This window comes from Nitrobacter sp. 62-23, from assembly GCF_001897285.1.
Classification (GTDB): domain Bacteria; phylum Pseudomonadota; class Alphaproteobacteria; order Rhizobiales; family Xanthobacteraceae; genus Nitrobacter.
Window position 1 is genome coordinate 20,860 of sequence record NZ_MKSM01000098.1, and the last position, 24,924, is coordinate 45,783.

The following is a 24,924-nucleotide window of genomic DNA, read 5'->3' on the forward strand; positions in this document are numbered from 1 at the left end:
CGTGCCTCGTCAATGTTGCCGGATAGGCGGCGCGATGCGGTGGCTGGCCCCGGGGGCGGATCCGCGACGCCGGACATCCCTGTCGTGATTCCCCGCGTCCGGCAACCTTACCTTCTTGGTCTGGTCCGGGTCGCCGCGAGAGCGGCGTTGCTCCTGCCTTCCCTGAATGCCTCGAACTGGGCCTCATTGCCGAAGAATGCGTTGAGGTCGACCGGCTTCTTGGTGCCCGGGAATTGCGCCCTGTCGGTGAACTGCCAGAGCGTCCACGGATTGCTGCTTCTGGAGGGAACGGCCTTGTTGGCCACGTCCGCCGAATACGATGCGATCCACAGCGAATAGCGATCGAACGAGGCGTCGAACAACCCGCGGATCGCCTGGGGCGCGGCGTAAAAGATCGGGAGCTTGCCGGTGTAGCGCTGGATCTCGTCGGCGAGATCGTGCAGCCGGGCGCGAATGTCGCCGGGGGCGTTGCACGTTTCCTCGCTCTTGAGAGCGGGCCTGCCGACCCATTCGACATCGATCGCGACGGGAAGTGCGGCGGGATCGGCCGGAATTACCTCTTTCAGGTTGGCCATCTGATCCGCAACCGGCTGGCAAAAGCTGAAGACGTGATACGCACCGGTGAGCAGGCCGGCTTTGGCCGCCTGTTCGCGATAGGACCGGAAGGCCGGATCGACCAGCCCGGCGCCCTGCGTGGCGTGGAGATAGACGAAGCGGATATCGTTATCGCGCAGCTTCCTGAAGTCGACCTTGCCGTTGTCTTGGCTCAGGTCCACGCCGCGGATTCGGTAGGTTTCGGGGACGTTGAAGATCACGATCGCGGGCTTGCCCTTGATCGAACTGCCGGTGTTGCCGTCGATCGACGCCGGTTTGACGATGGCGCTTCTGACAAGCTCCGATCGGGTTTTTTCGATCGCGGCCATCGACCTCGAGTCGAGGTCGGACTTGAGGTATTTTCCGAAAGCGCCGCCGGCGCTGTTGCCATTGGCGCGCCCGCGGTAGCCGCTCCGGAAACCGCCATGCGCGGTGTCGAGTTGATTGGCCACGCGGGCGATGGTCGGCGCCTGATTGATCAGAAAAAAGAACGCGCCCTCGAAATTCTTGTTTGGAGCCATTTCGGCGATGCGAAGCCGCGGATAGGGTTGGCCTTGCAGTTTCTCCAGCGCGTCGTTGATGGCGTTCACGACGTCTCCAAGCCGGACGATCGCATTGTTGAGAACCACGGTGTCGGCCGTTGTGTCGAAGCTGAAGGTGTATTCGGGCTGCTTCGACTGGCGCACCGCGCTGATGATCGAATCGAAAAAGAACGTGGCGCGCCCGTCCGGGTATGAAATGGCGAGTTCATCCTTGCGCGCCGCCGCGACCACGTGCGCGCCTGGCCTCAGCGAATAGGTGGTGTCGTAGTTGCTGCTGCGATAGGGAAACAATACGCCGCCGGAATAGCACGATCCCAGCAGGGCCAGCGACTGCAGCGAAAATGTCGCGATGGTCTTGAGTTTCAGCGCCAGTTCGTCCAGCGGGAAGCTGTGGTCCGGGTTTGAGTCCTGCGCGCCGATAATGGACGACAGGGCGAGCCCGCCTGGAAGGCTGGGGTCGGACGGCGGCGCGCCGTGCCCGTCATACGCAAACAGGAAACGCGCACGCCCCTGATTGGCCCGGATCTGCTTGATCAGATAGAGGTCGAAAACATCACGGATTGTCTCCGGCGTGACCTGGTCGTCCTTGAGAACGATGATCTCGTCGAACTGCTGCTCTTTCAGAAAGGAAATGATATTCGGCAGGTCGTTGCGGACGCCGGTGAGGTTCCTGTCCTTCGGGTCGATCAGATTGTCGTATTTCGATATGCTGATCACGAAAGCAAAGCTTCGTATATCCGGATCGCCCGGAGCGGCGTCGCCAAACCGCGAGCTGATGCGCGGATCGACGGCCCGCTGCCCGCGCGGAACGTATTCGACGAAGTAATCGCACCATTCGGACTTCGGAGGCGAGGCGCCGCTGGCGCAGGGCGCGGCCATGCTCGCATCGGCATGGACCAGCGCCGCCGCCATTGCCAATGAGGCGATCGCCGTCGCGCTCGGTCTCCTCCGGCGCCGCAACCATGTCTTCAGCCCGCGCAACGTCACACCCCGTTGTCTTTCCGGCCGTTATGAAATGCCGAAAGCCGCGCGAAATTCCTGGTCTGTGCCGTAGAAGATGCTGGCGTCGAGACCGCTGTTGTACCCGGCAGCCAGCAATGCGCGGTCGCTGAACTGCCAGATCAGGGGTTTCACGCCGGCAGGGACCGCGGGTTTTTCGCTGAGCTTGCGGCTGTTGTTATAGTCCGCGATCCAGATCGGGTAGCCGGCGAATTTTGAAAACTCCGACAGCGGGATCGTGGTGTCGCCGAACCACGCCTTGGCGGTATAGATGATTGGCGTCCGCCCCGTGCTTTGCTTGAGACGTTGGAGACAGCCGAGCGTCATGTCGAGAATGTATTGCTTGCCGCGCCCCCGCCATTTGTCGGGGTTGCCGGCAACGACGTCCCACTCGAGATCAAGCACCGGCGGCAGATCGCCCGGCCGGATGTCGCCGTGCAGACGTAGATAGGCGAGGAATCGATCGGCCTGATCCTTCCCCGGACTGTCGGACGACAGGAAATGATAGGCGCCGCGCGGAACGCGGTCGCCGGTCGGAAGCGCGCCGAGCGTTTTCCAGAAGTCGCCGAATTTGCTGTCCTTGAAGCCCACGCCCTGGGTTGCCTTGCAGTAGACGAATCCGACGCGTTGCGATTTGAGCAGCGAAAAATCCATTCCGGTCCGCAGATGATGGCTGATATCGATGCCGAAGATCGAGTTCACTCTCGGCTTGTTTTCAATCCGGTCGAATTTCGCGTCGTCGGGGAAATTGAACGTCGGGGGAATGGCCAGCGTGACGGGCCCCCCGGTCTGCTCTTCGCGCAGTCCGAACGGAATGACCTCCTTCGCAAAGAGGTCGGCGCGCGATGCGTCGTCCGTGAGAGATTGCCAGCTTGCTTCGCCGTCGTCGGCTCGCGCGCGCGTTGTTCGTGTCATGAAAGGAAGAGCGAGGGGAGCCATCAAACCCAATCGGATGAACGCTGATCGCGTCAACATGCTCATTCGAAATTCTCCGAAAAAGACAACAGTCCGAAACGCTCGAGCACCTTACCCGACTTAAGGTGCCCGGCAAGAGATATCGCATTCTTCCGAACGGAGAGTCGGGCGGCGCGCTCCAGTCGGCAAGAATCTTATGGGCATGGATAAAGATCGGTGACCGGCTACGCGTTCGCGCGCGCTCAGTCCTGCGAGACCCGTGACTTGACCGCGTTCGGTTGCTGCGGGGCCGCGTCATCGACGACGCCGTGACCGGGACAGGCATCGGCGCTGTGTTTATCGGCGCCGTGGTCATCGCCGCCATTGGCGTGGGTCAAGCGGCGCTGTTGCCAGGGCTGCACGACGTTGAGCCAGAGCTCGCGTGCGCCCATGATGGCGATGGCGAGGGCGAAGGGAATCATGAAGTAGAGCATGCGGTAAACCAGGAGCGTCGCCAGCAACTCCTCCTTGCCGAACTGCGGCAAGGCGACCAGCATCGCTGCATCGAACACGCCGAGACTTCCGGGGGCGTGGCTGGCAAAGCCGAGCAGGGTTGCCAGAATGAAGACGACCGCCACCGACACGAAGTCGATCGGCGGCTGCGCGGGCATCAGCAGGTACATCGCCGAAGCGCAAAAACCCAGATCGACGACGCCGATCAGGATCTGCACCAGCGTCAGCGGCGCCGAAGGCATCACGACTTTCCAGCCGTTCTGCCCGAGTTCGCGGCGGTTGCGGCCGGTGGCGATCCAGACGAGATAGATCGCGATGCCGGCGAGGCAGCCGAGCGCGATCAGGCGATTGACGGATGGCGGCAGCAGGTCCATCGCGCTTGCGGCGGAGGGGTGCCAGGCCATGCCGATGCCGAGCACGAACAGGTTGCCGAGCCAGAACGTCAACCCGGAGATGAAGCAAACCTTGGCGACATCGAGCGCGCTGAGTCCGTAATCCGAATAGATGCGGAAGCGGATCGCGCCGCCGGTAAAGACAGTGGCGCCGATGTTGTGGCCGATCGTGTAGCTCGTGAAGGCCGAGAGCGCGGCGACGCGGTAGGGGATGTGATCCTTGCCGATCGTCCGTAACGCGAAAAAATCATAGAATGTCAGCGTACAGAACGCGCCGACCACGCAAAGCGCGGCCAGGGTGATCTCGTGCGGTGACTTCTTGGTCAGGGCGGTAAGGATGGCGCCGGTGTCGACGCCTTTGAGAGTGCGGACGAGAGTCGTGATCGCGAATGCGATAATGACGATGCTCGCAACAATACCAAGCCGCTTCCAGCCGATCCGTTCCTTGAAGCCGCGTTGAAGCGCGCTCAGCAGCCGATGCATTCGTCCTCCCGGCAGGCCGGCAATATGTTGGGAGCCGATTGGAGAGAAAGAGGGCAAGCGGCTGTTCGGTCACTCATACGCGAAAAATCCACAAGATAAAACGGTGTGCTGGCTCGACGAGGCCTCTTCACGGTCCGAATGCGGCCATGTGTCGGCATCGATCGAAAAAATCATCACGACATGCACCTGCTGCTGCGGTCCGCGCAACAATCATCGCATGCATATAGGCATAAAATTTCTCCGGTTCCATGGACTATTTGAGCGTCGTTCCATGGGGGATATACAAAGCCGGCCGGATTGGTGCGTCGGTCGCATGGCGTCAGCTTGTTGCGCCTGGAAACAATCCGTGTAGATTCTGCGTGACAGGTCCGCTGCCGGGGTCAGCGACAAGCCGCGCGCGTCGTCAGCTCTTGCGGAGGGCGAAATACGCGCCGCAGAAAGCCATCGCCGTGCCGAGGCCGAGCACGGTGAGTCCTGCAATGAGGCTTGCGAGCGTCGGTACTGCGCCCGGCGCAGAGGCGGCCTGTCCCGCACCCGCCAGAAACAGCACGGCGATGGCGATCAGGAACTGTCGCAGCCGTTGCTGAATGCGGCCGGACGGCGCACTGTGCATCAGTGTCGCGACAAAATAGCTGCCGGAGAAGCCGGCCGTTGCCACCAGCCACCATGCGATCGCAGCGCCCGCCGGTATGAACTCTCTCGAATTTGCATCAGTGCGCCAGAGGCCGCCGAGGTCGAGGCCGATTTGTGCGCCCAGCATATGCACGGCAAGCGCGAGCAAGATGCCCGACACCATCGCGCTGCCGAGAATCAGGTGACGCGGAAAATAAGCCGTTTCAGCCATCGGAGGATTTGTAGAATAGAATGCGCATTGCGAGCAAGAAATTGTGAGCAAGAAATTGTGCGCAAAGAATTTTGCGCAGGACATTGAACGCAGGACCTTGAACGAAGGATCCCGATCGTGCCGCCGCCCGAAACGTCGTCGCCAGCTCTTGGTTACGCCTACCGGGCGTCGCTGATCGGATCGGCGCATCGGTTTGCGCTGGAGGATAACGAGATATCCTGGCAGGCCGGCCGCAGGTCGGGGACATGGCGTTATACGGACATCGCCGTTGTGCGGATGTCGTACCGGCCGATGTCGATGCAGTCGCGACGGTTCCGCACTGACATGCAGCATCGCGGCGGTGGCTGCATCACTGTGATGTCCACCACCTGGCAGACGCTGGCGCTGATGGCCGCGCAGGACGACGGTTATCGCGCCTTCATCGTCGAACTGCACCGGCGGCTCGCCGAACACGGCGGGCGAGCTTCACTCGTGGCCGGTCTCAATCCCGTCCTTTATTTTGCCGGCGCGGGCGCGCTGGCGTTACTGGCGGCGGCGATGGCCGCATTGCTGGTGCGGGCGCTGGTCACGGGTGAATGGGCGGGCGCGCTGTTTATTGTCGGGCTGTCGGCGTTGTTCGGCTGGCAGATCGGCGGCTTCATGCGTCGCAACAGGCCGCGCGCCTACACCTTCGATGCGCTGCCGCAGGATTTGCTGCCATGAGCGCCGGCGCTAAGCCTCCTTCAGAAGTTTCGGGCTGATGAACTGCGCGAGCCGTCCGCCTCCAAATGCAACATCGTCCCACCTCTCGATGGCGAAGTCGATCACCACCAGTCCCGAGGTCGGCAGGTTGCGGGCCAGCGCCGCGCGCCCGGCCGCGTCGCCGCCGCCGGTCAGGCCGAGCGCGAGTTCATGCAGGCCGGGATTGTGTCCGACGATCATCAGGCGTCTGGAGTTTCGTGCGGCGGCCGAACGAATGAGCGCCAACAGTTGCGTCGGCGCGGCGCCGTACAGGTCCGGCAGACGCGCGGCAAGCTCCTGAGACACCTCGTCCGAGATCTGTTGCTGGACGATATCCCAGGTCGCGCACGCCCGCACTGCGGTTGAAATGAAAACCAGATCGGGAAGGAGAGATCGTTGACCGGCAAGCCAGGCCCCGAGTTCGGCGGCGTCCTTGAGGCCGCGCGGGCTGAGCCGACGGTCTCGGTCGCTGCCGCTGGGTGCGTCGCTTTCGGTTTTGGCGTGACGAAGCAGCAACAGGCGGCGCATGATGTGGCCTCGATTCGGCGTTTGCGGGAAGTTCCTTCCCGCGTCATTTTCGAGCCGTCGCCAACGGGTTCGCGCCAAGTGCGGCCCGATGGCTCCGCGACCAACCCGGAAAGCCAGTCTTCATAGCCTTCGTGTTACCGGTTTCCCGACAGCCGCTGGCGCGGCTGCGGGCATGACGGCAAAAGCTTTTTCAACATCCTATACATCGACGGGGAACGCTGGATAGGGGTACTGGTCCTGCGGCTTAATCCACAACCTTGCGCGCGACAAGGTGACGGGGGTAGTGGAGGGGGGCCCGCTTCGCCGTAAGCACGGACGCGAATGTCAAATCCAGAACTCCACAGGGAAATGCGATGACTTCGGGGAGCGGAGGTGCGGCCGATGGTCCCGACGCGGCTTCCACCGTCGCTGCGCCGCACCGTGTCGGCCTGACCGTCGATCTCGACGTCGAGGTCTGTGTCGTGGGGGCAGGTCTCGCCGGACTTACCGTGGCGCTGGAGGCGGCGCGGGCGGGCGCGGACGTCATCGTCCTCGAGGGACGCCATGTCGGATGGAGCGCGTCCGGCCACCATCTCGGCACGGTGATGCCGGGCTTTGCGCTTCCGCTTTCCGATCTGATCGCGCGTGTGGGTTTCGATGACGCCTGCGAACTCTGGTCGCTCTCGCGAGCGGGCTCCGACTACGTTCGCGCCCATGCCGCCGAACACGTCATTCCCGGGCTCGGCTTGAGCGAAGGCGCGCTCGAAGTCTCCAATGTCGATACGGGTGAACGGCTGATCAGCCGCCTGCAAATGCTGGCTGAGGATTTCGCGACCGAGGTGGAGGGATGGCAGGTCGATCGCGTCCGCGACACCTTGCGCACGGGCCGGTATTTTCATGCGATCCATTATCCGCGAGCCTTCCAGATCGACGGGCGCAGGTACGTTCACGGACTGGCCGACCTCGCGCGCAACGCCGGCGCGCGCATCTTCGAGGACACGCCAGTGGTCAGCATCGATCCGTTCGGGATTCGGAAGCGCATCGTCACGCCGAGGGCGCGTCTGCGGGCATCCCACCTCGTGCTTGCCGGCAATATCCATCTTGGAGATGCGTTGCGGCGATTATCCGATACGCTGGTGCCGGTCTGGCGCCATGCCGCCGTCACCGCGCCGCTGGGCGCGGGGCTGGCCGAGGCTGTGACGTTTCAGGGCTCCGTCATCGATACCGACGGCATCGATCATTTCCGGATCGTCGGCGGCGACAGGCTGATGTGGGCCAGCCCGGAAACCACCTGGGACGCGCAATCCGAGCGCCAGACCGGGGCGATCCGCCGGCGCATCCGCACGATCTTTCCGCAGCTCGGAGAGGTCGAGATCGCGAAGGTCTTCTCCGGCGCCATCGGACAGACCGTGCATGGCATGCCGCAGATCGGCCGGCTGTTGCCCGGATTGTGGGTCGCGAGTGGTTTCGGCCGGCAGGGATTGAATACGTCCGCCATGGCCGGGCAACTGGTCGCCGGCGGCATGCTGGAAGGCGACGACCGCTGGCGGCTGTTCTCGCCGTTCGAACTGGTATGGGCCGGCGGAAACATCGGACGCGCCGCCGGCTATGCCATCGGCCTGGCGGAGCGGGCGCGTTCCACTGCTGCCGGCGGGCTTGCGCGCTATCGCGAACGCTCGCGCATCAGGGCGCGGGCACGCGAGATCAAACTCGCCGAGGCCAGTCGCCAGGGGGGAACGCGGCCGCCGCGACCGTCGATGCATCGGGTGCCGCCAAATGAGAGCGGTACTTGATCTCTGCACGCAGACGGGAGCTGGCGTTTTCGAGCGAAGCGGATACCGGTCGCGTGGATTACATCCAAAGCGGGAATGCTCTGGAATCGTTCAAGGCCGGGAGTCGTCGATCTTCTTCACCTCTCCCCATCGGGAGAGGTCGGACGTCGTGGGGTGAGGGAACAAACTCCGGAGGTCTTGCCTCGCAGGAAAGTGAGAAAATGCCAGGCGCGTTCGTATGGCTTCGCGGCGGGCGAGCCCATATTGATGCAGTTGAACCGGTTCCCGATAGCCAGGGAGACAGCCATGATCGACCGCCGTGTCCTGCTCGCATCCGCCGCCGCTCTCGCCGGCCTGTTCGGCTTGCGCTGGCTGCGCGGGGAGCCGGCCCGGGCCGACACAAAAACCGCCCAGACCTTCGAGATCGAAAAGACCGACGCCCAATGGCGGGCGCAGCTCACGCCACAGCAGTACCACATCCTGCGTGAGCACGGCACTGAGCCGCCTTTCACCAGCCCGCTGCTCAAGGAGCATCGCAAGGGCACATTCGCCTGCGCCGGCTGCGATCTGCCACTCTATTCGTCCGAGACGAAATTCGAGAGCGGCACCGGCTGGCCGAGCTTCTGGAAGCCGCTTCCCAATGCGGTCGGCGAATCCACCGACAGCACGTTCGGCATGGCCCGCACCGAAATCCATTGTCGTCGTTGCGGTGGCCATCTCGGCCATGTTTTCGACGATGGTCCGAAGCCGACCGGTTTGCGCTACTGCATGGACGGATTGGCGCTTGTCTTCCATCCGGCGGCACCGTCGGCGACGTAGCGTCGGCATTTGCCGTGTCCCGGACGCGGTGCAGCGGGCGAGCGATGCGTCGCAGAGCCGGGGCCGTCACGGCAGGCGGCGCTTGAGACGATCCGGTCGTGACGGTCCCGCTTATGTGAGGCGTCATGAAGAATGCCGCCTTGCGCCCTGAAAACGGGCGCCGGCGATCCTGCTTCCGTCACCTCCTCGGAAGCAATCCGCCCGGCAAGAGTTGCCTCGTCGGGCAAGAATGCTCCGGCTCCGGAGTCGGGACCTTCATCTCACCGCGCTGAAACAACTCACTTTTTACAGTTGGCACGGAGCTTGCGACGTGGTTCCCGGCCGCGGTCGTGGTCTGGCTGATTGCCGGCGGGCCGTCCGGATCGAGTTGGGAGACGAGTCATGGGTATTTTCGACGCACTGAATACTTCGGTCGGAGGATTGCAGGCGCAGTCCTTTGCCCTGCAAAACATTTCCGGCAACATCGCCAATGCCCAGACCACCGGCTACAAGGGCATCGCCACTGCTTTCAGCGATCTGATCCCCGACTCCACGACCCCCAATCGCCAGGCTGCCGGAGGCGTGACCGCCTATTCGGTCGCGACCATCAGCAGCCAGGGCGCGGTGTCGGCCTCGACGGTCGGCACTTACATGGCGATCACCGGCGACGGCTTCTTCAATGTCCAGTCGCCGGCCGGCATGGTCGACAACCAGCCGGTATTTTCCGGCGTCACCTATTACACGCGGCGCGGCGATTTCCAGGTCAACGCCAACGGCAACCTTGTCAACAGCGCCGGCTATTACCTGATGGGCGTGCCGGTCGATCCCAAGACCGGCAACCCGCTCGGCAATGTGCCGCAGGTGTTGCAGTTCCAGAACAACTTCATTCCGGCGCAGGCCACGACCACCGTTCAATACGCCGCCAATCTTCCCTCCGTGCCGAAAACGCCGTCGAGCCCGACAGCGACCGCCGGGACCATCACCGCCGCCGGCGGGTTGAACCCCTCCGACTTCACCAGCGGCTTCAATCCGCGGGTCGTCGGCACGCCGGCGCCGGCCTATGTCGACACCCCTACCACCGGTTCGGCGGCAACCAACCAGCAGACGCCGCAGGTCGCGATCACCAGTGCGACGCTGTTGTCGGGCACCGCGCCGAGCGACTCGCTGCCTACCGGTTTCGCGGTCGGCGACACCATCACCGTGAACGGCACTACCATCACCTTCACCGACGCCAGCACCGCCTTGCCGCCTGGCGCGCAGGATGCGACCCACGTTCGTATCGACGATACCGTCGGTGACCTGCTTGGCAAGATCGGCACGATCACGGGCCAGGCGCCGACCATCGACGCCAGCACCGGCGCGATCACGCTGCACACCGGCACGGCGCAGGATCTGGCGGTGACGAGTTCCTCCGCCGGTTGGACCGCGATGGGCTTCGGCGCGACCACGAATATCGCGCGCGGCGGCGGCGGCACGCCGGGCGCCGGCGTGGTCATCGCCAACGACCAGACAATTTTCCAGCAGCAATCGATCAGCGGCGGCGCGGTCACCGTCTACGACGCGACCGGCACTGCGGTAAACCTGCAACTGCGTTGGGCCAAGACCGACAGCGCCTCGCTGGGCGCCGGCCACACCGATACCTGGAACCTGTTCTATCAGGCCGATCCCAATGCCACCGGCACGCAGGCGGCGTGGATCAACGTCGGCACCAACTTCACCTTCGGCACCAACGGCCAGCTTTCGAGCCCGGTCGGATCGTCCGTCACCATTCCGAGCGTCACCGTCGGCACCCAGTCGCTCGGCAACCTCACGCTGAATCTCGGTAGCGGCGGCCTGACCCAATATGCCAGCACCGCCGGCAACGCCACCATCAACACCATCAACCAGAACGGCTACGCCGCCGGCCAGTTGCAGTCGGTCGCCGTCAACAATGACGGCATCGTGGTCGGCACCTTCTCGAACGGGCAGAACCTTTCGCTGGCGCAGGTGTCGCTGTCGCACTTCAACGGCACCAACTACCTCAAGGCGCTGGACGGCGGCGCTTACGCCGTGACCGACGAGTCCGGACCCGCGATCGCCGGCGCGGCGGGACACATCAGCGGATCGTCGCTCGAAGGTTCCAACACCGACATCGCCGACGAGTTCACCAAGCTGATCGTGACCCAGCAGGCTTACTCGGCGAACACCAAGGTCATCACCACTGCGAACAGCATGGTTCAGGATCTTCTGAACGTCCTGCGATAAAGCATTATTAAAACGGATTGATCCGGTTTTGAAGCGGGCAAAAAGATGAGTTTGAGTTCGGCCCTCTCCATCGCGATGTCAGGCCTGCGCGCCAATCAGGCGGCGCTGTCAATCGTCTCCGGCAACGTCGCCAATGCCAATACGCCCGGCTACGTCGCGCAGACCCTTATCCAGCACCAGACGGCGACCGGCGACACCGGCTCCGGCGTTCGTGTCATCGGGGTCGAGCGCTCGCTCGACACCTATGTGCAGTCGCAGTTGCGCACGGAGAACGCCGGCGGCGCCTACGCCGACCAGGTCGCCAACGTGCTCGGCCAGTTGCAGAACGTCTACGGCACGCCCGGCAACGACGGAACGCTGGAAGCGGCCTATAACAGGTTCACCTCCGCGTTGCAGGCGCTGTCTGCAAGTTCGGGCAACACGGCGGCGCAGTCTTCGGTGCTGAACGCTGCGCAGGCGCTGGCGCAGCAGCTCAACGCCACCACCAACGGCATCCAGACGCTGCGCTCCAACGCCGAACAGGACCTCTCGATGTCGGTGTCGCAGGCGAACGCTGCGATGCAACAGATCACGCAGCTCAATCAGAAGCTGCAAAGCCTGAGTACCCACGACCCGGCGGCGGCGACGCTGATGGATCAGCGCGACGCCGCCATCGACCGGCTGTCGAAGCTGATGGACATCCGCGCCGTCACCGACGGCGCCAACCAGACCTCGGTGTTCACGACGTCGGGGATCCAGCTCGTCGGCGGCGTGCAGGCGTCGACGCTGACATTCAACGCACAGTCCTCGCTTACCGCGAATTCGCAGTGGAATGCCGATCCAAGCAAATCGAGCGTCGGCACCATCATCTGCCAGCTCCCGAACGGCGCCAAGATCGACATGATCGCCTCGCAAGGCATCAACTCCGGCCAGATCGCCGCCGACGTGCAGTTGCGCGACAAGACGCTGGTGCAGGCGCAGAACCAGGTCGACCAGATGGCGGCGACGCTCGCGAGCGCGCTCTCCGATGTCACGACCGGCGGCACGCCGGCGGCCGGACCGCCGTCAAACTACACGTCCGACCTCTCGAACGTGCTTCCGGGCAACAGCCTCAACATCACCTACACCGACTCCAGCAACGTTTCGCACACCATCACGGTCGTGCGGGTCGACGACGCAGGCGCGCGACCGATTCCGAACACCGCATCCAATCCCAACGATCAGGTGATCGGCATCGACTTCTCGGGCGGCGCTGCGTCTGTCGCGACGCAGTTGAGCGCGGCGCTCGGCTCGTCGCGTCTGACTTTTTCAGCATCGGGTTCGTCGTTGACGGTGACGAGTTCGGGCTTGGCCACCGTGAACGAGACCTCGACCACCACGACCACGCCCTCGCTCGCCTCGGGCAATCCGCAATTGCCGTTTTTCACCGACCGCGCCTCGCTCTATACCGGCGCGATCACGGGCACCGCGTCGCAAATCACGGGACTGGCCGGCCGCATCCAGGTCAACGCCGCGCTGCTCGCCGATCCCTCCAAGTTGACGGTCTACACCACCTCGCCGATGACGCCGGCCGGCGACACCACGCGCTCCGACTTCCTCTTCGACCAGCTCACCTCGGCCACGTTCAGCTACGCGCCGAATACCGGCCTCGGGTCCACGGCAGCGCCGTTCACCGGCACGCTGCCGTCGTTCCTGCAGCAGTTCGTCAGCGTGCAGAGCAATGCCGCGACGACGGCGAAACAGGTGGCGCAGGGCCAGGACATCGTCGTCAACACGCTGCAGGAGAAGTTCAACGCCAGGGCAGGGGTGAACATCGACACCGAGATGACGAACCTGATCGCGCTGCAGAATTCCTATGCGGCGAACGCGCACGTGATGTCGGTGGTTCAGAGCATGATGCAGACGCTGCTTCAGGCGCAACTGTAAAACAAGTGTAGGGCGTTTCGCATGGCGATCAACGGCATCAGCTTCGGCAATACCATCCTCAGCAGTTCGGTCCGGAATCTCAAGGCGCAGATGGCCGATCTGCAAAACCAGCTCACGAGCGGCAAAAGGTCGACGACCTATTCGGGCATGGGCGCCAATGAAGGATTCGCCATCGCGGCGCGCGCGCAACTGTCGAACATCGCCGCCTACACCGATACGATGACCAAGATCAACACCAACATCGGGGTCGCCAACACCGCGTTGCAGGCTTTGTCCGATATCGGAAAGCAATTGCAGAACGCGGCAAACAGCGGATCGCAGGCGCTGAACAGCGCCGGTCAGACCGCGGGCCAGCAGACCGCGGTCGCCGAATTCTCGTCGGTGGTCGGCATTCTCAATACGCAAGCCGGCGACCGCTATATCTTTTCCGGCAGCACGATCTACACCCAGCCGGTCGCTTCGTCCGATCTGATCCTGAACGGCAACGGAGCAGGGCAGGCGGGGTTGAAGCAGGTCATCTCCGAACGCAACCAGGCCGATCTCGGCGCCGACGGCCTCGGCCGCGTCGCGATTTCCTCGCCGACCGCGACGTCGGTATCGGTTGCGGAGGATGCATCGCCTTCGGTCTACGGCATGAAGCTGCAATCGGTGGCATCGTCATTGACGGGAGCTACCGTCACAGGTCCGGCCGGAACACCGCCCGCCATTTCGGTCGATCTCGGCGCGAGCAATCCGGCTGACGGCGACACGATCAGCTTCACCTTCGATCTTCCGGACGGCACCAGCGAAACCGTGCAACTGACGGCGTCAAGCGCGGTGCCGACGCCTGCCGGCAGCTTCGCGATCGGGGCCACGCCGACGGCGACCGCAGCCAATCTCAATGCCGCGCTGACAAGCTCGATCGGAACGCTGGCAAAGACGTCGCTGGTTGCGGCCTCCGCCATCCGCGCGACGCACGATTTCTTCGACAAGCCGCCGCAGCGCGTCGATGTCACGCCGCCCGCGACGCTCGCCACAGCCACTGCCGCGGTGAACGGCACGGCTGCGGACACCGTGCAGTGGTACACCGGCGATGCGGGCACCGGCTCGGCGCGCGCGACCTCGACGGTGCGGGTCGATCCGTCGGTGACGGTTCAATACGGCATCCGCGCCAACGAGGATGCCATCCGCTCGGTGATGGAATCGGTAGCTCTTTTCGCGGCGGTGACGACGTCACCGACCGATCCGAACGGCGCGGGGCAGATCTCGGCGCTCAATTCGCGCGTGGCGCAGAATTTGACGGTCACGCCCGGCCAGCAGAACATCCAGGACATCCAGTCCGATCTCGCCAACGCCCAGACGGTGATGAAGGACGCCACCGCGCGGCAGAAACTGACTCAGGCGACGATGCAGAACCTCGTCGATCAGGCCGAGAATGTTTCCACCGACGAGGTCGCGAGCCAATTGCTGGCGCTGCAAACCGATCTGCAAGCCTCCTACCAGACCACCGCGATGCTGTCGCAACTCAGCCTGGTGAAATTCCTCTGACAGCGTCAGTCTCTGCTAGCCCCAAGCGGCGATGCCCGGTCGCGACGGGCCGCCAATAATCGTTCCAAAACCGGCTGCGTTACGCTAATCAGGGTTCGCCCGCGATGAGCGGGGAATTCGGCTGCGTTCTCGCGCCTGGCTCTCGGGCTGGCGGGGCAGGATACCGCCAACCATATCCATCAGCCGGCCGGGATGCGGGACGCCGGCGATCGCCGCGTGCGGCGAGGAAGACCATTTCATGCTCAGTTTCGAAATTTCGTGCGCGCCCCGTCGCCGCGCTGCGTCGTGGGTGAGGCGCGGCGCGCTCGAAGGCGTGCCGCAGCCGCGCGCGTGCAGCCGTCGGACGTTCTCGACATGACCAAGACGCGGCCCGACACGACACCGGACGCCGGCGAGACGCTCGATCCGGACGACTGGGACGCACTGCGTGCGCAGGGGCACCGGATGCTCGACGATATGTTCGATTACATCGCCGGCGTTCGCGAGCGCCCGGTGTGGCGGCCGATTCCCGCGGACGTGCGCGCGCGTTTTCGCGAGGAGTTGCCGCGGGCACGCGGCGATCTCGACGAAATCTATCGGGAATTTTCCGACTACATCGCGCCCTACGCCCCCGGCAATATTCACCCCGGCTTCATGGGATGGGTGAACGGGGGAGGCACCGCTGTTGGAATGCTTGCCGAAATGCTGGCTGCGGGCCTGAACGCCAATCTCGGCGGCCGCGATCACATTCCGGTCGAGGTCGAGCGCCAGATCGTTCTGTGGATGCGGCAGCTGTTCGGATTTCCCGACACGGCGAGCGGCATCTTCGTCACGGGAACGTCGATGGCGAACCTGATGGGGATCCTGGTGGCGCGCTCGGCACGGCTCGGACCCTCGGTGCGCGAGCGGGGACTGCCTGACCGCGGTGGCGGTCTCACCGCTTATACGTCGGTTGTGACGCATGGCTGCGTCGCGCAGGCCATGGACCTCGCCGGATTCGGCACCGACGCGCTGCGGCGAATTCCTGTCGATCGGCGCCATCGCATCGGGATCGATGCGCTGCGCGCGCAGGTCAGGGCCGATCGCGCGGCAGGCCTTGCGCCGTTTCTGGTGATTGGCTCGGCCGGGACGGTCGACGTCGGCGCGATCGATGATCTGGCGGCGCTGCATGCGCTGTGTCGCGCGGAGAGTCTGTGGCTGCATGTCGACGGCGCATACGGCGCGCTTGGCGTGCTGTCGCCGGAGATTGCGCCGCGGCTGGCCGGGCTCGAAAGCGCCGACTCCATCGCTTTCGACTTTCACAAATGGGGACAAGTACCTTATGACGCTGGCTTTCTCCTCGTTCGCGACGGCGAGCAGCACCGCCGGACGTTTGCGGCGCCGGCGGCCTATCTGCGCCGGGAGACGCGGGGCCTTGCGGCCGGTTCGCCCTGGCCCTGCGATTACGGACCCGACATGTCGCGCGGCTTCCGCGCGCTGAAGACTTGGTTCACATTGAAGGCCTACGGCACTGAAAAGCTTGGCGAGATGATCGCCCGCACCTGCGCGCTGGCGCGCTATCTGGAAACGAAGATCGCCGCCGAGCCGAAGCTCGAATTGCTCGCGCCGGTGCAACTCAACATCGTGTGTTTCCGCTATCGCGCCAATGACGCCGACCGGGTCAACGCGGAGATCGTCGCATCGCTGCACGAGTCAGGTTTAGCGGCGCCGTCCACCACCACGCTCGACGGCCGGCTGGCGATCCGTGCGGCGATCGTCAACCATCGCACGGGAATGCGCGATATCGACGCCCTGGTGACGGCGGTGCTTGAATTCGGCGCGCGCGAAACCGAAGCTCGCGTATCCGGAAGCTGAGGCTCGCCCATAGCCGTTCGAAGAACGGCGTCGCTTCGCTCGCCCATAGCCGTTCGAAGAACGGCGTCGCTTCGCTCGCCTATAGCCGTTCGAAGAACGGCGTCGCTTCGCTCGCCCATAGCCGTTCGAAGAACGGCGTCGCTTCGCTCGCCTATAGCCGTTCGAAGAACGGCGTCGCTTCGCTCGCCTATGGGACCGGCCATCCACGTCCGAACTCGCAGGAGTTTTAAGGCGTGGGTGCCCGCGACGATCGCGGACATGACGGCTGAATATTTTGCAGCGCGCGATATCAGGCCGAGCGCTTCTGCCTCGCCTCCGTGCGGACCGCCGTGGCCTCACTCATCTCCATCAGCTTCTTTTCGTAGGCGATCAGCTTTTTGACTTCCTTCAGCGCCTTGTAGAGGTCGCCGTTGAGGATGTCGTTGTTGATGCCTTCGATGATCGGCCACGCGCCCGGCATCGTCGTGATGACATCACGCAACAGGCTGAAATAGGTGCCGTGGTTGATCTGCGGCTCCGGCGACAGGTACATCAGCTGAACCGCGAGGTAGATCAGCTTGGCCGGCGTATCCGCCGTCTCGGGCGTCAGGATGTCCTTCTCGCGAAGGATCGGAATCTTTTCGCCCTCGATCAGCAGCCGCGCGCGCTGATCGGTGTTGGTGACGACGCAGGCGCCGATGATGATGCGTTCATGCGGCTTCAGTTCGACTTTCAGCGCCATGGTGGTTGTCCTGCGAAATGGGGCGTGCTCGGAACGGATGGTAGCGTCGTTCGCCGCGCAAAATGTGGCGGGCGGACGCGGCCCGCTGCGAGCGTCGCGGTACGCTCTTGCCGCGATCCTTTCCCATCGAGGTTAACGATTGGTAAACGGCACCCGCGATCTTTGCCGTCAAATCCTTCTAAGCCACGGCCGCAACGTCGTAATTCGGGCCGGGCCCATGCGTGCGAGTCCACGATCCGTTTCATGCTTTCTTAGAGTCTTCACATCACTGTTGCGCCTCGTCCGAAGGAATAACTTCGGCGTTATGAGCGTCAGTGTATTCACACCAGAAAGGTATGAAAGATGTCCGATATCGTTCTCTCCGCATCGGTTCGCCAGAATCTGCTCTCCCTCCAGTCCACCGCCGATCTGCTCTCGACGACCCAGACCCGCCTTGCCACCGGCAAGAAGGTCAACTCGGCGCTCGACAATCCGACCAATTTCTTCACCGCCGCGGGCCTCGACTCCCGCGCCAACGATATCAACAACCTGCTCGACTCGATCGGCAACGGCGTGCAGGTGCTGCAGGCCGCTAACACCGGCATCACCTCGCTGCAAAAGCTGGTCGATACCGCGAAGTCGATCGCCAACCAGGCGTTGCAGACGCCGTCGGGCTACACCACCAAGGCCACTGCGACGATCGTCGGGACTTCGGCTGCCACTGGAGCCGCGGCAACTTCGACCATCGATGATCTGACCGGTGGGGCCACAACGCCGAGCCTGCTTGACGGCGCCGTCATGACCTTCACCAAGACCGATGGCAGCACGGCCGCAATCACGATCGGCGGGACCGCCGTTGCGTATGATCCGGCTGCCGGCACAGCCACGGTCAAGAGCCTAGCCGATCTGAACAAGGCATTGTCGGACGCGGGAGTCAGTGTCGTTGCGTCGCTGACCGACGGTAAGACTCTCACCTTTACGTCTACCAACGACCATGCTTCGCAGTCGGTCGCGGCCGCCAGCGCCGACAATACGATCGGCTTTACTGCGACCGGCGGCACGGTCGATGTCACCAAGGGAACGCCCGTCGCTGACGTCAACTCGCAGAACACCCGCGCAGGCCTGATCGCGCAGTACAACAAGGTGGTCGAGCAGATCAAGACGACGGCGCAGGACGCTTCGTTCAACGGCGTCAACCTGCTCAACGGCGATCAGCTCAAGCTGGTGTTCAACGAGACCGGCAAGTCCACCTTGACCATCGAAGGCGTGGTGTTCGACCCCGCGGGGCTCGGGCTAGCGTCGCTCACCGCCGGCACCGACTTCCTCGACAACGCCAACGCCAACACCATCCTCGACAAGCTGAACAACGCCTCCAGCACACTGCGCTCGCAGGCGTCGGCGTTCGGCTCCAACCTGTCGGTGGTGCAGATCCGTCAGGACTTCTCGAAGAACCTGATCAACGTGCTGCAGACCGGCTCGGCTAATCTGACGCTTGCCGATACCAACGAGGAAGCGGCGAACAGCCAGGCGCTGGCCACCCGCCAGTCGATCGCGGTGTCCGCGCTGGCGCTGGCGAACCAGTCGCAGCAGAGCGTGCTGCAGCTGCTCCGCTGATCCAGCAACCTCATCAGACGACGGAAACGGCGGGGGAAACCCCCCCGTTTTTTTTTTGTGCGGGCGAGCCAAACATCATCCTGAGCCGGAGTGTCAGCAGCGTCCGGCAACCCATTGAGAAAGCGGGCTGGAAGCTTTGCGAGATGCGATTTGCATGTCCGTGCTCCGCGGTTTGGCTCACTACGCTAAACCCTTTGGATCCTTGCCGTTTTATCGCTTGGATTCAGATGCTCTATCAGGATGCCGCGAGCCGAGGCGAGGGACGCGGCAACCTGCGGATTAATCTCCGGTTAACCATAAATTAAAACGTCTCGTTCACCTTTCCGGCCAGAACCGGCTTTCGCCGCCTGTCGGCGACCGTCCACGGTATGGAAAGGCCAGACATGACCGACATCGTCCTTTCGGCATCCGTTCGCCAGAATCTGCTCTCGCTGCAGTCAACCGCCGACCTGCTGGCGAGAACGCAGAACCGTCTCTCCACCGGCAGGAAGGTGAACACGGCGCTCGACAACCCGACCAATTTTTTCACCGCCGCAGCGCTCGATAACCGCGCCAACGACATCAACAACCTGCTTGACGGCATCGGCAACGGGGTGCAGGTGCTGCAGGCCGCCAATACCGGCCTGACCTCACTGCAGAAGCTGGTGGATGCGGCGAAGTCGGTTGCCAATCAGGTTCTGCAATCCCAGATCGGCTATTCGCAGAAATCGTCGGTCGAGAGCCTTCCCGTGACGGGTGCCACCGCGCTGGACCTGCGAGGCACGGCGGCATTTTCGAATGCCGCGGCGACGCCCGGTGCCGCCCTGAAGACCGGCACCTCGGGCGCTCTCGCAACCGGCGCGACGCTGATCAGCGCATTGACCGACGGCGCGGTCGCGACGCCGACCGGCCCGGTGGCGGGCGACAGCTTTTCCGTCAATGGCAAGACCATCACGTTTGCCGCCTCCGGCGCGGCGACCACGGACGCTTCCGGCAACGTCACCATCGGCATCGACCAGACGCTGAGCGCGCTGTTGGGCGTGATCGATACGCTGCACGGCAATACCGTGACGGCATCGTCGGTCGACGGCAGCGGCGGCATAGCGCTCAACACCGGCACCGCGCAGGATCTGACGCTGACGGACTCCACGCCGGCAGGCGTGCTCGCAAAGCTCGGCCTGGCCGCGGGGACGACGGCGCGCGGCGGCGGTGCGGGGAACCTCGACGGCAAGACGTTGACGATTGGTTCAACCGGTGGCGGCGTGGCGACCAGCATTACGTTCGGCGACGGCACCAACGGGACGGTCAAGACGCTGAACGACCTGAACGCGCAGCTCGCGACCAACCATCTTCAGGCCACGATGAATGCGGCGGGCGTCATCACGATCTCGACCAGCAACGAGGCCGCCGCCGCGACCATCGGCGCGATCGGCGGGACCGCGGCCGCCGCCGGCTATGCCTTCAACGGCCTCGTCGCCACCGCGCCTGTTCTGGACCCCGGGGTCCAGGCGTCGCGCGCGGGTCTCGTCAATCAGTACAATAACATTATTGAGCAGATCAACACGACGGCGGCGGACTCATCGTTCAACGGCATCAACCTTCTCAACGGCGACCAGCTCAAGCTGATCTTCAACGAAACCGGAAAGTCTGTGCTTACCATCAACGGCACCAACTCCAATGCAGCCGGTCTCGGACTGTCGCCCCTGATGGTAGGCGCCGATTTCCTGGACAACGGCTCGGCCAACAACGTGATCGCGAGCCTCGACAAGGCTTCGAACATGCTGCGCACGCAGGCCTCGACGCTCGGCTCCAACCTGTCGATCGTGCAGATCCGCCAGGACTTCTCGAAGAACCTGATCAACGTGCTGCAGACCGGATCGTCGAACCTGACGCTCGCCGACACTAACGAGGAAGCGGCGAACAGTCAGGCGCTGGCGACCCGGCAGTCGATCGCGGTGTCCGCGCTGGCGCTGGCGAACCAGTCGCAGCAGAGCGTATTGCAATTGCTGCGCTGACCGCGGAGAGCGCGGCAGCCGCAAGGGACGACAAGACGGCGTGGCGCCCGTCGCGAAGGTAACAAAGGGAGGAAGCATCCACCTGCCATTTTTTAGACGCATGTGAAAACACCGGGTAACTTATTTTAAAGGCGGCTCTGGTAGAGATATCAGCAGCGCCGAAGTCCGCGCGCCCGCTGTTTTCCCCGAGGTTTTGAATGTCGAATGCTGCTCAAGCCTACGCCCGGACGGCTCAGGCCTCGTCTTCTCCCCGCGAAATCGAAGCTCAGGCACTACTCAAAGCGGCGCGACAGCTCCAGGAGATCCACGACAACTGGAATGGGCCGGACAAGAACATGCACAACGCGCTGCTGTTCAACCGCCGCCTGTGGTCGATCTTCATGAGCGCGGCGGACAGCGACAACAACCAGCAACCGCTGGAGGTTCGTCAGAACATCGCCAATATCGGCGTCTTCGTGATGAAGCAGACGGTGGACATGCAGGTCAATCCGGACCCCGCGAAGTTGAAGCCGCTGATCGACATCAACTGCAATCTCGCAGCCGGTCTGTCCGGGCGGGCGTGACGCCGGGCGTTATCGAAAGAGCCGGATCATGGCTGATGTCTTGAGCATCCTGGCTGCGAACTACACGACGGTAGGACAGAACGTCAATCTGACCACCGGCAAGTATGTGGACGTCGATCCTGAGGCTTTCGAGGGCACCTGGAGCGGTAAATACGCCAACCAGAAGCCGTTCTCGGTGACGATTTCGAACGTCAACGGTTTCCGCGCCAAGGCCAAGTATCAGTATGGCACCACGATCAAGTATCAGGACGTTCTGATCAAGAACAACTCGTTCCGGGTCGGCGATTCAAAATTCGTGCTCACAAAAGCTGGCACAGCGCAGGTCAGCACGGTCATGAGCGATCCGGCGACAGGCGCGAGCACGCTGGAGAAGGCTTATGTTCACCAGAACTGATCTTCGAGGCTACGCTCGCCGGTCGGTTACGATGGGCTGTCCGCGCTCTGCATTCACCATATCGAGCGCGCGGAAATAGGCGCGCCGCCGCAGCATCGCCTCGTCGGGGAATTGCTTCACGACCAGACTCGTCCGGTTGTCGACGACCTGATAGACCATCGAGGCGGCATCGCGATCGACGATCACCTGACGCGACAGCGTATCGCTTGAGGCATGCGGCTCGTTACGCACGCGCGCGCTCACCTCTACCGCCGTGACGCTCTGGCTCGGCGGAAGCTGAGTCGCCACCGCATCGACAGATGCGCTGGACGCCGGCTGAACAGCAGCCGCGGCGACAGGCGCGCCGATCGGCTTGATACTAAAATCCGTACCCATGGTCGCCTCCTCAGGGCTCCCCTCGAGTCAAATCCCGTCCCCCTTTGATAGCAAGGCTAGCGTCCATGTCTCAACGCCGCGTTAGAGAACATGGTCGATGGTTTGCTGATGCAAATCCGGCAATTTGAATCAAACCGAATTCGATAGCGCGCGGGCAGGGCGCAGCACGCGTCGTCATTCCCGAAGCCGCGTACAGAGCATTTTCAATTTTGGTGAAGACGTTGGCTGCGCAATAGAGCGTGATCCCGAGAAGTGGAAACCGGTCTTCGGAAAAGATCATGCTCGAACAAAAAAAAGCAACTAGTCTGATTGATCGCAGTTGCAGCAGACTCTGGCGCGCGCTTTCCTCTGCCGCTTGAGGCAAGGGCACTTCAGGTCTCTACGCCAAACCGACTTCGTCGGTCGACCTCTTCCGCAAGCGTGAGAGGGGGACGAGTCGGTCGCCGCTACTCAATGCGAGCTTGAATCTCTCTACAGCGAGCGGCTGACCGCGATCGGACTGGTGTGCTGGCGCGGCGGCGCGCTGCGCTGTCCGCTGGCTGTATAGGTCTGCGGCACGGAGCGGCGCTGCGCCTCGGCGTTGACGCCACGCACGATGCCTTCGGACACCGCATGCGCGGTCGCCAGCACTGTCAGGTTCACCTGCAGCATCGCGCGGAACACATCGTGATGGCGTTGCAGGGCAGCGAGCAGTTCCGGTGTCGATTGCGTCATATAGGTTTTGCTGTTCTTGAAATGATTGATGGCGCCGGCATAGCGGCGCGACAACTCGCTCTTCTGCTTTTCGAGCGACATGCCCTCGCGAATCTTGCCGGCGCGCACCAGTTCCGTTTCGCGCTCGATGACGGCGAGCAGCGCATTCATGGTGTCGAGCATGCTGTCGGCAAGCCTACGGGCGTCGGCCGGGGTCGTGACGGGCGGCGGAGCAGGCGACGCCTGCGGTTCCCGGGATCTCGGCGTCATGGAACCTCCTTCGGCGCCGGCATGGTCTGGCTCGCCTGTTGCATGATGAGCGTGCGGAAGACGGCGTCGGACACGCCGACGCCGCCGGCCTTGGCGAATGATCTGGAGTACTGCTCGGTCAGCATCGAGCGCCACACTCCGGTGCCCGGCGTGTCGCCGAACGGACCTTCGCCCTTCAGGCCGGCGGTCATCTGCGAGAACATCGAATTGAGGAACATCGCCTCGAAATCCTGCGAGGTCGCCGTCGCCTTTTGAATGGCCTGCGGGGAAACTTTTTCCAGCGCTTGCTGGAGCTGCGGGTCAGGGCGGCCGTTCAGCATCGGCATCATCGCCTTGCGCGGCATGCTGTGATAGGCGCTTGCGATCAGGCTGCCGGCAGTGTGGGTGTCCATCACATCACCTCGATATCGGCTTCGATCGCGCCGGCGGCCTTGATAGCCTGCAAAATGCCGATCAGGTCGCGCGGACCGATGCCGAGTCCGTTGAGGCCGTCGACCAGTTCCTGAAGCGAAACGCCGTTCTTGACCAGGGCGAGTTTCTTGCCGTCCTCGCTAACGCTGACGGAGCTGCGCGGCGTCACCACCGTGCGTCCGCGCGCCAGCGGATTCGGCTGGCTGACCTGCGGAGTTTCGGAGATCGACACGGTGAGGTTGCCTTGTGCAACGGCAACGGTGGCGACGCGGACGTCGCGTCCCATCACGATGATGCCGGAGCGCTCGTCGATGACGATCTTGGCCACGACGTCGGGCTCGACCTGCAACTGCTCGATCTCGGTCAACAGCGCCACCACGTTGCCCTTGAACTCTTTCGGAAGCGACAATTGCACGGTGGAAGGATCGATCGGCTCCGCGGTCTTGGTGCCGAGAAAATCGTTGACCGCGGCGGCGATGCGTTTGGCGGTAGTGAAGTCGGCATTGCGCAGCGCGAGGCGAACGTTGGGCAGGCGGTTCAATGCAAATTCGATCTCGCGCTCGATGATGGCGCCGTTGACGATGCGGCCGTTGGTCGGCACGCCGCGCGTGACGCTTGCGGCTGCGCCTTCGGCCTGAAAGCCGCCGATGGCGAGCGAGCCCTGTGCTACCGCATAGACATTGCCGTCGGCGCCCAACAGCGGGGTCACCAGGAGCGTGCCACCTTGCAGGCTCTTGGCGTCGCCGAGCGCGGAGACGGTGACGTCCATCCGCGTGCCCTGGGTGGCGAAGGCCGGCAGGTTGCCGGTCACCATCACGGCGGCGACGTTGCCGGTGCGGATGGTGGCGCCGCGGATATTGACGCCCATGCGCTCCAGCATCGCCTGCAGCGACTGCTTGGTGAAGGGAATATTGTTGAGGGTGTCGCCGGTACCGTTGAGGCCGACCACGAGGCCGTAGCCGATCAACTGGTTCTGTCGCACGCCTTCGATGTTCGCGAGATCCTTCACCCGCGAGGTCGCATGTGCAGGCGCCCCCAGCGGCGCCAGCGCGACAAACGCCGCGATGACGACCCGGACAATCCCCGAAATACTGACGCCAGGCATCCTCTGCTCCCGCTGAGGGTTCGGTGCGGCTGGCCGCCACTCCCATGGCCACCATCCGCAGTTAACCATGCGAAGTCCGTGCCACCGCGCCGCTGGTCTCTATAATACTGATATCGTTAGGTGATCGGCGCCGCGGGACGGGAGTGCGCAAAGGGAAGGCGGTGGCGAAGTTGCCGTCATCGGCAGTTTCTGCCGGGTGTTCATGCTTCGTTAACCATAACGGTCCACGGTTCCGCCG

21 protein-coding genes are annotated in these 24,924 nt (G+C 63.4%); 11 read left to right on the forward strand and 10 right to left on the reverse strand.

Features of this window, described 5'->3' with window-relative positions:
* Positions 1 to 107 precede the first annotated feature (107 nt).
* From BGO16_RS09345 to BGO16_RS09360, 4 genes are all read right to left on the reverse strand, one after another.
* Positions 108 to 2,048 (reverse strand): GH25 family lysozyme, encoded by a 1,941-nt coding sequence (locus BGO16_RS09345; protein WP_292618442.1) that lies wholly within the window; start codon positions 2,046 to 2,048, stop codon positions 108 to 110.
* Between the two features lie 96 nt (positions 2,049 to 2,144).
* Positions 2,145 to 3,074, reverse strand: a complete 930-nt coding sequence (locus BGO16_RS09350; protein WP_292618407.1) for a GH25 family lysozyme — start codon at positions 3,072 to 3,074, stop codon at positions 2,145 to 2,147.
* A 218-nt stretch (positions 3,075 to 3,292) separates the two neighbouring features.
* The gene (locus BGO16_RS09355; protein WP_292618408.1) at positions 3,293 to 4,417 is read right to left on the reverse strand and encodes a YbhN family protein; all 1,125 of its coding nucleotides are present in this window, start codon (positions 4,415 to 4,417) and stop codon (positions 3,293 to 3,295) included.
* Positions 4,418 to 4,820: 403 nt separating this feature from the next.
* Positions 4,821 to 5,261 carry a hypothetical protein gene (locus BGO16_RS09360; RefSeq protein ID WP_292618409.1) on the reverse strand — a complete coding sequence of 147 codons (441 nt, stop codon included), beginning with the start codon at positions 5,259 to 5,261 and terminating at the stop codon, positions 4,821 to 4,823.
* 108 nt (positions 5,262 to 5,369) lie between these two features.
* On the opposite strand from BGO16_RS09360, the gene BGO16_RS09365 reads away from it, so the two are divergent.
* Positions 5,370 to 5,963 carry a hypothetical protein gene (locus BGO16_RS09365; protein WP_292618443.1) on the forward strand — a complete coding sequence of 198 codons (594 nt, stop codon included), beginning with the start codon at positions 5,370 to 5,372 and terminating at the stop codon, positions 5,961 to 5,963.
* 9 nt (positions 5,964 to 5,972) lie between these two features.
* Here the strand turns inward: BGO16_RS09365 and BGO16_RS09370 are convergent, their stop codons facing one another.
* A complete protein-coding gene (locus BGO16_RS09370; RefSeq protein WP_292618410.1) occupies positions 5,973 to 6,509 on the reverse strand; it encodes a histidine phosphatase family protein in 537 nt (178 codons plus the stop codon).
* A 353-nt stretch (positions 6,510 to 6,862) separates the two neighbouring features.
* Between BGO16_RS09370 and BGO16_RS09375 the strand changes: the two genes are divergently transcribed.
* The 6 genes from BGO16_RS09375 to BGO16_RS09400 all read left to right on the forward strand — a co-directional run bounded on the left by BGO16_RS09375 (position 6,863) and on the right by BGO16_RS09400 (position 16,567).
* The gene (locus BGO16_RS09375; protein WP_292618411.1) at positions 6,863 to 8,281 is read left to right on the forward strand and encodes an FAD-binding oxidoreductase; all 1,419 of its coding nucleotides are present in this window, start codon (positions 6,863 to 6,865) and stop codon (positions 8,279 to 8,281) included.
* Between the two features lie 285 nt (positions 8,282 to 8,566).
* Positions 8,567 to 9,079: a peptide-methionine (R)-S-oxide reductase MsrB gene (gene msrB / locus BGO16_RS09380; protein ID WP_292618412.1), complete on the forward strand. Its 513-nt coding sequence runs from the start codon at positions 8,567 to 8,569 to the stop codon at positions 9,077 to 9,079.
* Positions 9,080 to 9,460: 381 nt separating this feature from the next.
* A complete protein-coding gene (locus BGO16_RS09385; RefSeq protein ID WP_292618413.1) occupies positions 9,461 to 11,302 on the forward strand; it encodes a flagellar hook-basal body complex protein in 1,842 nt (613 codons plus the stop codon).
* Between the two features lie 45 nt (positions 11,303 to 11,347).
* On the forward strand, positions 11,348 to 13,207 hold the full coding sequence (flgK, locus tag BGO16_RS09390) for a flagellar hook-associated protein FlgK (protein WP_292618414.1): 1,860 nt from the start codon (positions 11,348 to 11,350) through the stop codon (positions 13,205 to 13,207).
* A gap of 21 nt (positions 13,208 to 13,228) precedes the next feature.
* Positions 13,229 to 14,734, forward strand: a complete 1,506-nt coding sequence (locus BGO16_RS09395) for a flagellar biosynthesis protein FlgL (protein WP_292618415.1) — start codon at positions 13,229 to 13,231, stop codon at positions 14,732 to 14,734.
* Positions 14,735 to 15,088: 354 nt separating this feature from the next.
* A complete protein-coding gene (locus BGO16_RS09400; RefSeq protein WP_292618416.1) occupies positions 15,089 to 16,567 on the forward strand; it encodes a pyridoxal-dependent decarboxylase in 1,479 nt (492 codons plus the stop codon).
* 289 nt (positions 16,568 to 16,856) lie between these two features.
* On the opposite strand, the gene flbT is transcribed toward BGO16_RS09400, so the two are convergent.
* Positions 16,857 to 17,288 carry a flagellar biosynthesis repressor FlbT gene (gene flbT / locus BGO16_RS09405; protein WP_292618417.1) on the reverse strand — a complete coding sequence of 144 codons (432 nt, stop codon included), beginning with the start codon at positions 17,286 to 17,288 and terminating at the stop codon, positions 16,857 to 16,859.
* A 342-nt stretch (positions 17,289 to 17,630) separates the two neighbouring features.
* Here flbT and BGO16_RS09410 point away from each other — a divergent pair, with 342 nt between their 5' ends.
* The 4 genes from BGO16_RS09410 (at position 17,631) to BGO16_RS09425 (ending at position 21,832) form a co-directional block, all read left to right on the forward strand.
* Positions 17,631 to 18,881 (forward strand): flagellin, encoded by a 1,251-nt coding sequence (locus BGO16_RS09410; RefSeq protein ID WP_292618418.1) that lies wholly within the window; start codon positions 17,631 to 17,633, stop codon positions 18,879 to 18,881.
* 383 nt (positions 18,882 to 19,264) lie between these two features.
* Positions 19,265 to 20,875, forward strand: coding sequence for a flagellin (locus BGO16_RS09415; RefSeq protein WP_292618419.1), 1,611 nt, complete (start codon positions 19,265 to 19,267; stop codon positions 20,873 to 20,875).
* Between the two features lie 197 nt (positions 20,876 to 21,072).
* Positions 21,073 to 21,438 (forward strand): flagellar biosynthesis regulator FlaF, encoded by a 366-nt coding sequence (gene flaF, locus BGO16_RS09420; protein WP_292618420.1) that lies wholly within the window; start codon positions 21,073 to 21,075, stop codon positions 21,436 to 21,438.
* Between the two features lie 28 nt (positions 21,439 to 21,466).
* Positions 21,467 to 21,832 (forward strand): hypothetical protein, encoded by a 366-nt coding sequence (locus tag BGO16_RS09425; RefSeq protein WP_292618421.1) that lies wholly within the window; start codon positions 21,467 to 21,469, stop codon positions 21,830 to 21,832.
* Between the two features lie 9 nt (positions 21,833 to 21,841).
* Here BGO16_RS09425 and BGO16_RS09430 read toward each other — a convergent pair whose 3' ends face one another.
* The 4 genes from BGO16_RS09430 to BGO16_RS09445 form a co-directional block, all read right to left on the reverse strand.
* Positions 21,842 to 22,207, reverse strand: coding sequence for a hypothetical protein (locus BGO16_RS09430; RefSeq protein WP_292618422.1), 366 nt, complete (start codon positions 22,205 to 22,207; stop codon positions 21,842 to 21,844).
* 471 nt (positions 22,208 to 22,678) lie between these two features.
* Positions 22,679 to 23,170, reverse strand: a complete 492-nt coding sequence (locus BGO16_RS09435; RefSeq protein WP_292618423.1) for a hypothetical protein — start codon at positions 23,168 to 23,170, stop codon at positions 22,679 to 22,681.
* Positions 23,167 to 23,562, reverse strand: a complete 396-nt coding sequence (gene flgJ / locus BGO16_RS09440; RefSeq protein WP_292618424.1) for a flagellar assembly peptidoglycan hydrolase FlgJ — start codon at positions 23,560 to 23,562, stop codon at positions 23,167 to 23,169. Before flgJ ends, BGO16_RS09435 begins: the two co-directional genes overlap by 4 nt.
* Positions 23,562 to 24,686: a flagellar basal body P-ring protein FlgI gene (locus BGO16_RS09445; RefSeq protein WP_292618425.1), complete on the reverse strand. Its 1,125-nt coding sequence runs from the start codon at positions 24,684 to 24,686 to the stop codon at positions 23,562 to 23,564. The genes flgJ and BGO16_RS09445 overlap by 1 nt, the downstream gene beginning before the upstream one ends.
* Positions 24,687 to 24,924: the final 238 nt, after the last annotated feature.

What these genes read in the sequence shown, in the direction of transcription:
- BGO16_RS09345 (WP_292618442.1), bottom strand. Translation starts at nt 2,048, where the DNA reads ATGGCGGCGGCGCTGGTCCATGCCGATGCGAGCATGGCCGCGCCCTGC.
- BGO16_RS09350 (WP_292618407.1), bottom strand. Translation starts at nt 3,074, where the DNA reads ATGGCTCCCCTCGCTCTTCCTTTCATGACACGAACAACGCGCGCGCGA.
- BGO16_RS09355 (WP_292618408.1), bottom strand. Translation starts at nt 4,417, where the DNA reads ATGCATCGGCTGCTGAGCGCGCTTCAACGCGGCTTCAAGGAACGGATC.
- BGO16_RS09360 (WP_292618409.1), bottom strand. Translation starts at nt 5,261, where the DNA reads ATGGCTGAAACGGCTTATTTTCCGCGTCACCTGATTCTCGGCAGCGCG.
- BGO16_RS09370 (WP_292618410.1), bottom strand. Translation starts at nt 6,509, where the DNA reads ATGCGCCGCCTGTTGCTGCTTCGTCACGCCAAAACCGAAAGCGACGCA.
- BGO16_RS09375 (WP_292618411.1), top strand. Translation starts at nt 6,863, where the DNA reads ATGACTTCGGGGAGCGGAGGTGCGGCCGATGGTCCCGACGCGGCTTCC.
- msrB (WP_292618412.1), top strand. Translation starts at nt 8,567, where the DNA reads ATGATCGACCGCCGTGTCCTGCTCGCATCCGCCGCCGCTCTCGCCGGC.
- BGO16_RS09385 (WP_292618413.1), top strand. Translation starts at nt 9,461, where the DNA reads ATGGGTATTTTCGACGCACTGAATACTTCGGTCGGAGGATTGCAGGCG.
- flgK (WP_292618414.1), top strand. Translation starts at nt 11,348, where the DNA reads ATGAGTTTGAGTTCGGCCCTCTCCATCGCGATGTCAGGCCTGCGCGCC.
- BGO16_RS09395 (WP_292618415.1), top strand. Translation starts at nt 13,229, where the DNA reads ATGGCGATCAACGGCATCAGCTTCGGCAATACCATCCTCAGCAGTTCG.
- BGO16_RS09400 (WP_292618416.1), top strand. Translation starts at nt 15,089, where the DNA reads ATGACCAAGACGCGGCCCGACACGACACCGGACGCCGGCGAGACGCTC.
- flbT (WP_292618417.1), bottom strand. Translation starts at nt 17,288, where the DNA reads ATGGCGCTGAAAGTCGAACTGAAGCCGCATGAACGCATCATCATCGGC.
- BGO16_RS09410 (WP_292618418.1), top strand. Translation starts at nt 17,631, where the DNA reads ATGTCCGATATCGTTCTCTCCGCATCGGTTCGCCAGAATCTGCTCTCC.
- BGO16_RS09415 (WP_292618419.1), top strand. Translation starts at nt 19,265, where the DNA reads ATGACCGACATCGTCCTTTCGGCATCCGTTCGCCAGAATCTGCTCTCG.
- flaF (WP_292618420.1), top strand. Translation starts at nt 21,073, where the DNA reads ATGTCGAATGCTGCTCAAGCCTACGCCCGGACGGCTCAGGCCTCGTCT.
- BGO16_RS09425 (WP_292618421.1), top strand. Translation starts at nt 21,467, where the DNA reads ATGGCTGATGTCTTGAGCATCCTGGCTGCGAACTACACGACGGTAGGA.
- BGO16_RS09430 (WP_292618422.1), bottom strand. Translation starts at nt 22,207, where the DNA reads ATGGGTACGGATTTTAGTATCAAGCCGATCGGCGCGCCTGTCGCCGCG.
- BGO16_RS09435 (WP_292618423.1), bottom strand. Translation starts at nt 23,170, where the DNA reads ATGACGCCGAGATCCCGGGAACCGCAGGCGTCGCCTGCTCCGCCGCCC.
- flgJ (WP_292618424.1), bottom strand. Translation starts at nt 23,562, where the DNA reads ATGGACACCCACACTGCCGGCAGCCTGATCGCAAGCGCCTATCACAGC.
- BGO16_RS09445 (WP_292618425.1), bottom strand. Translation starts at nt 24,686, where the DNA reads ATGCCTGGCGTCAGTATTTCGGGGATTGTCCGGGTCGTCATCGCGGCG.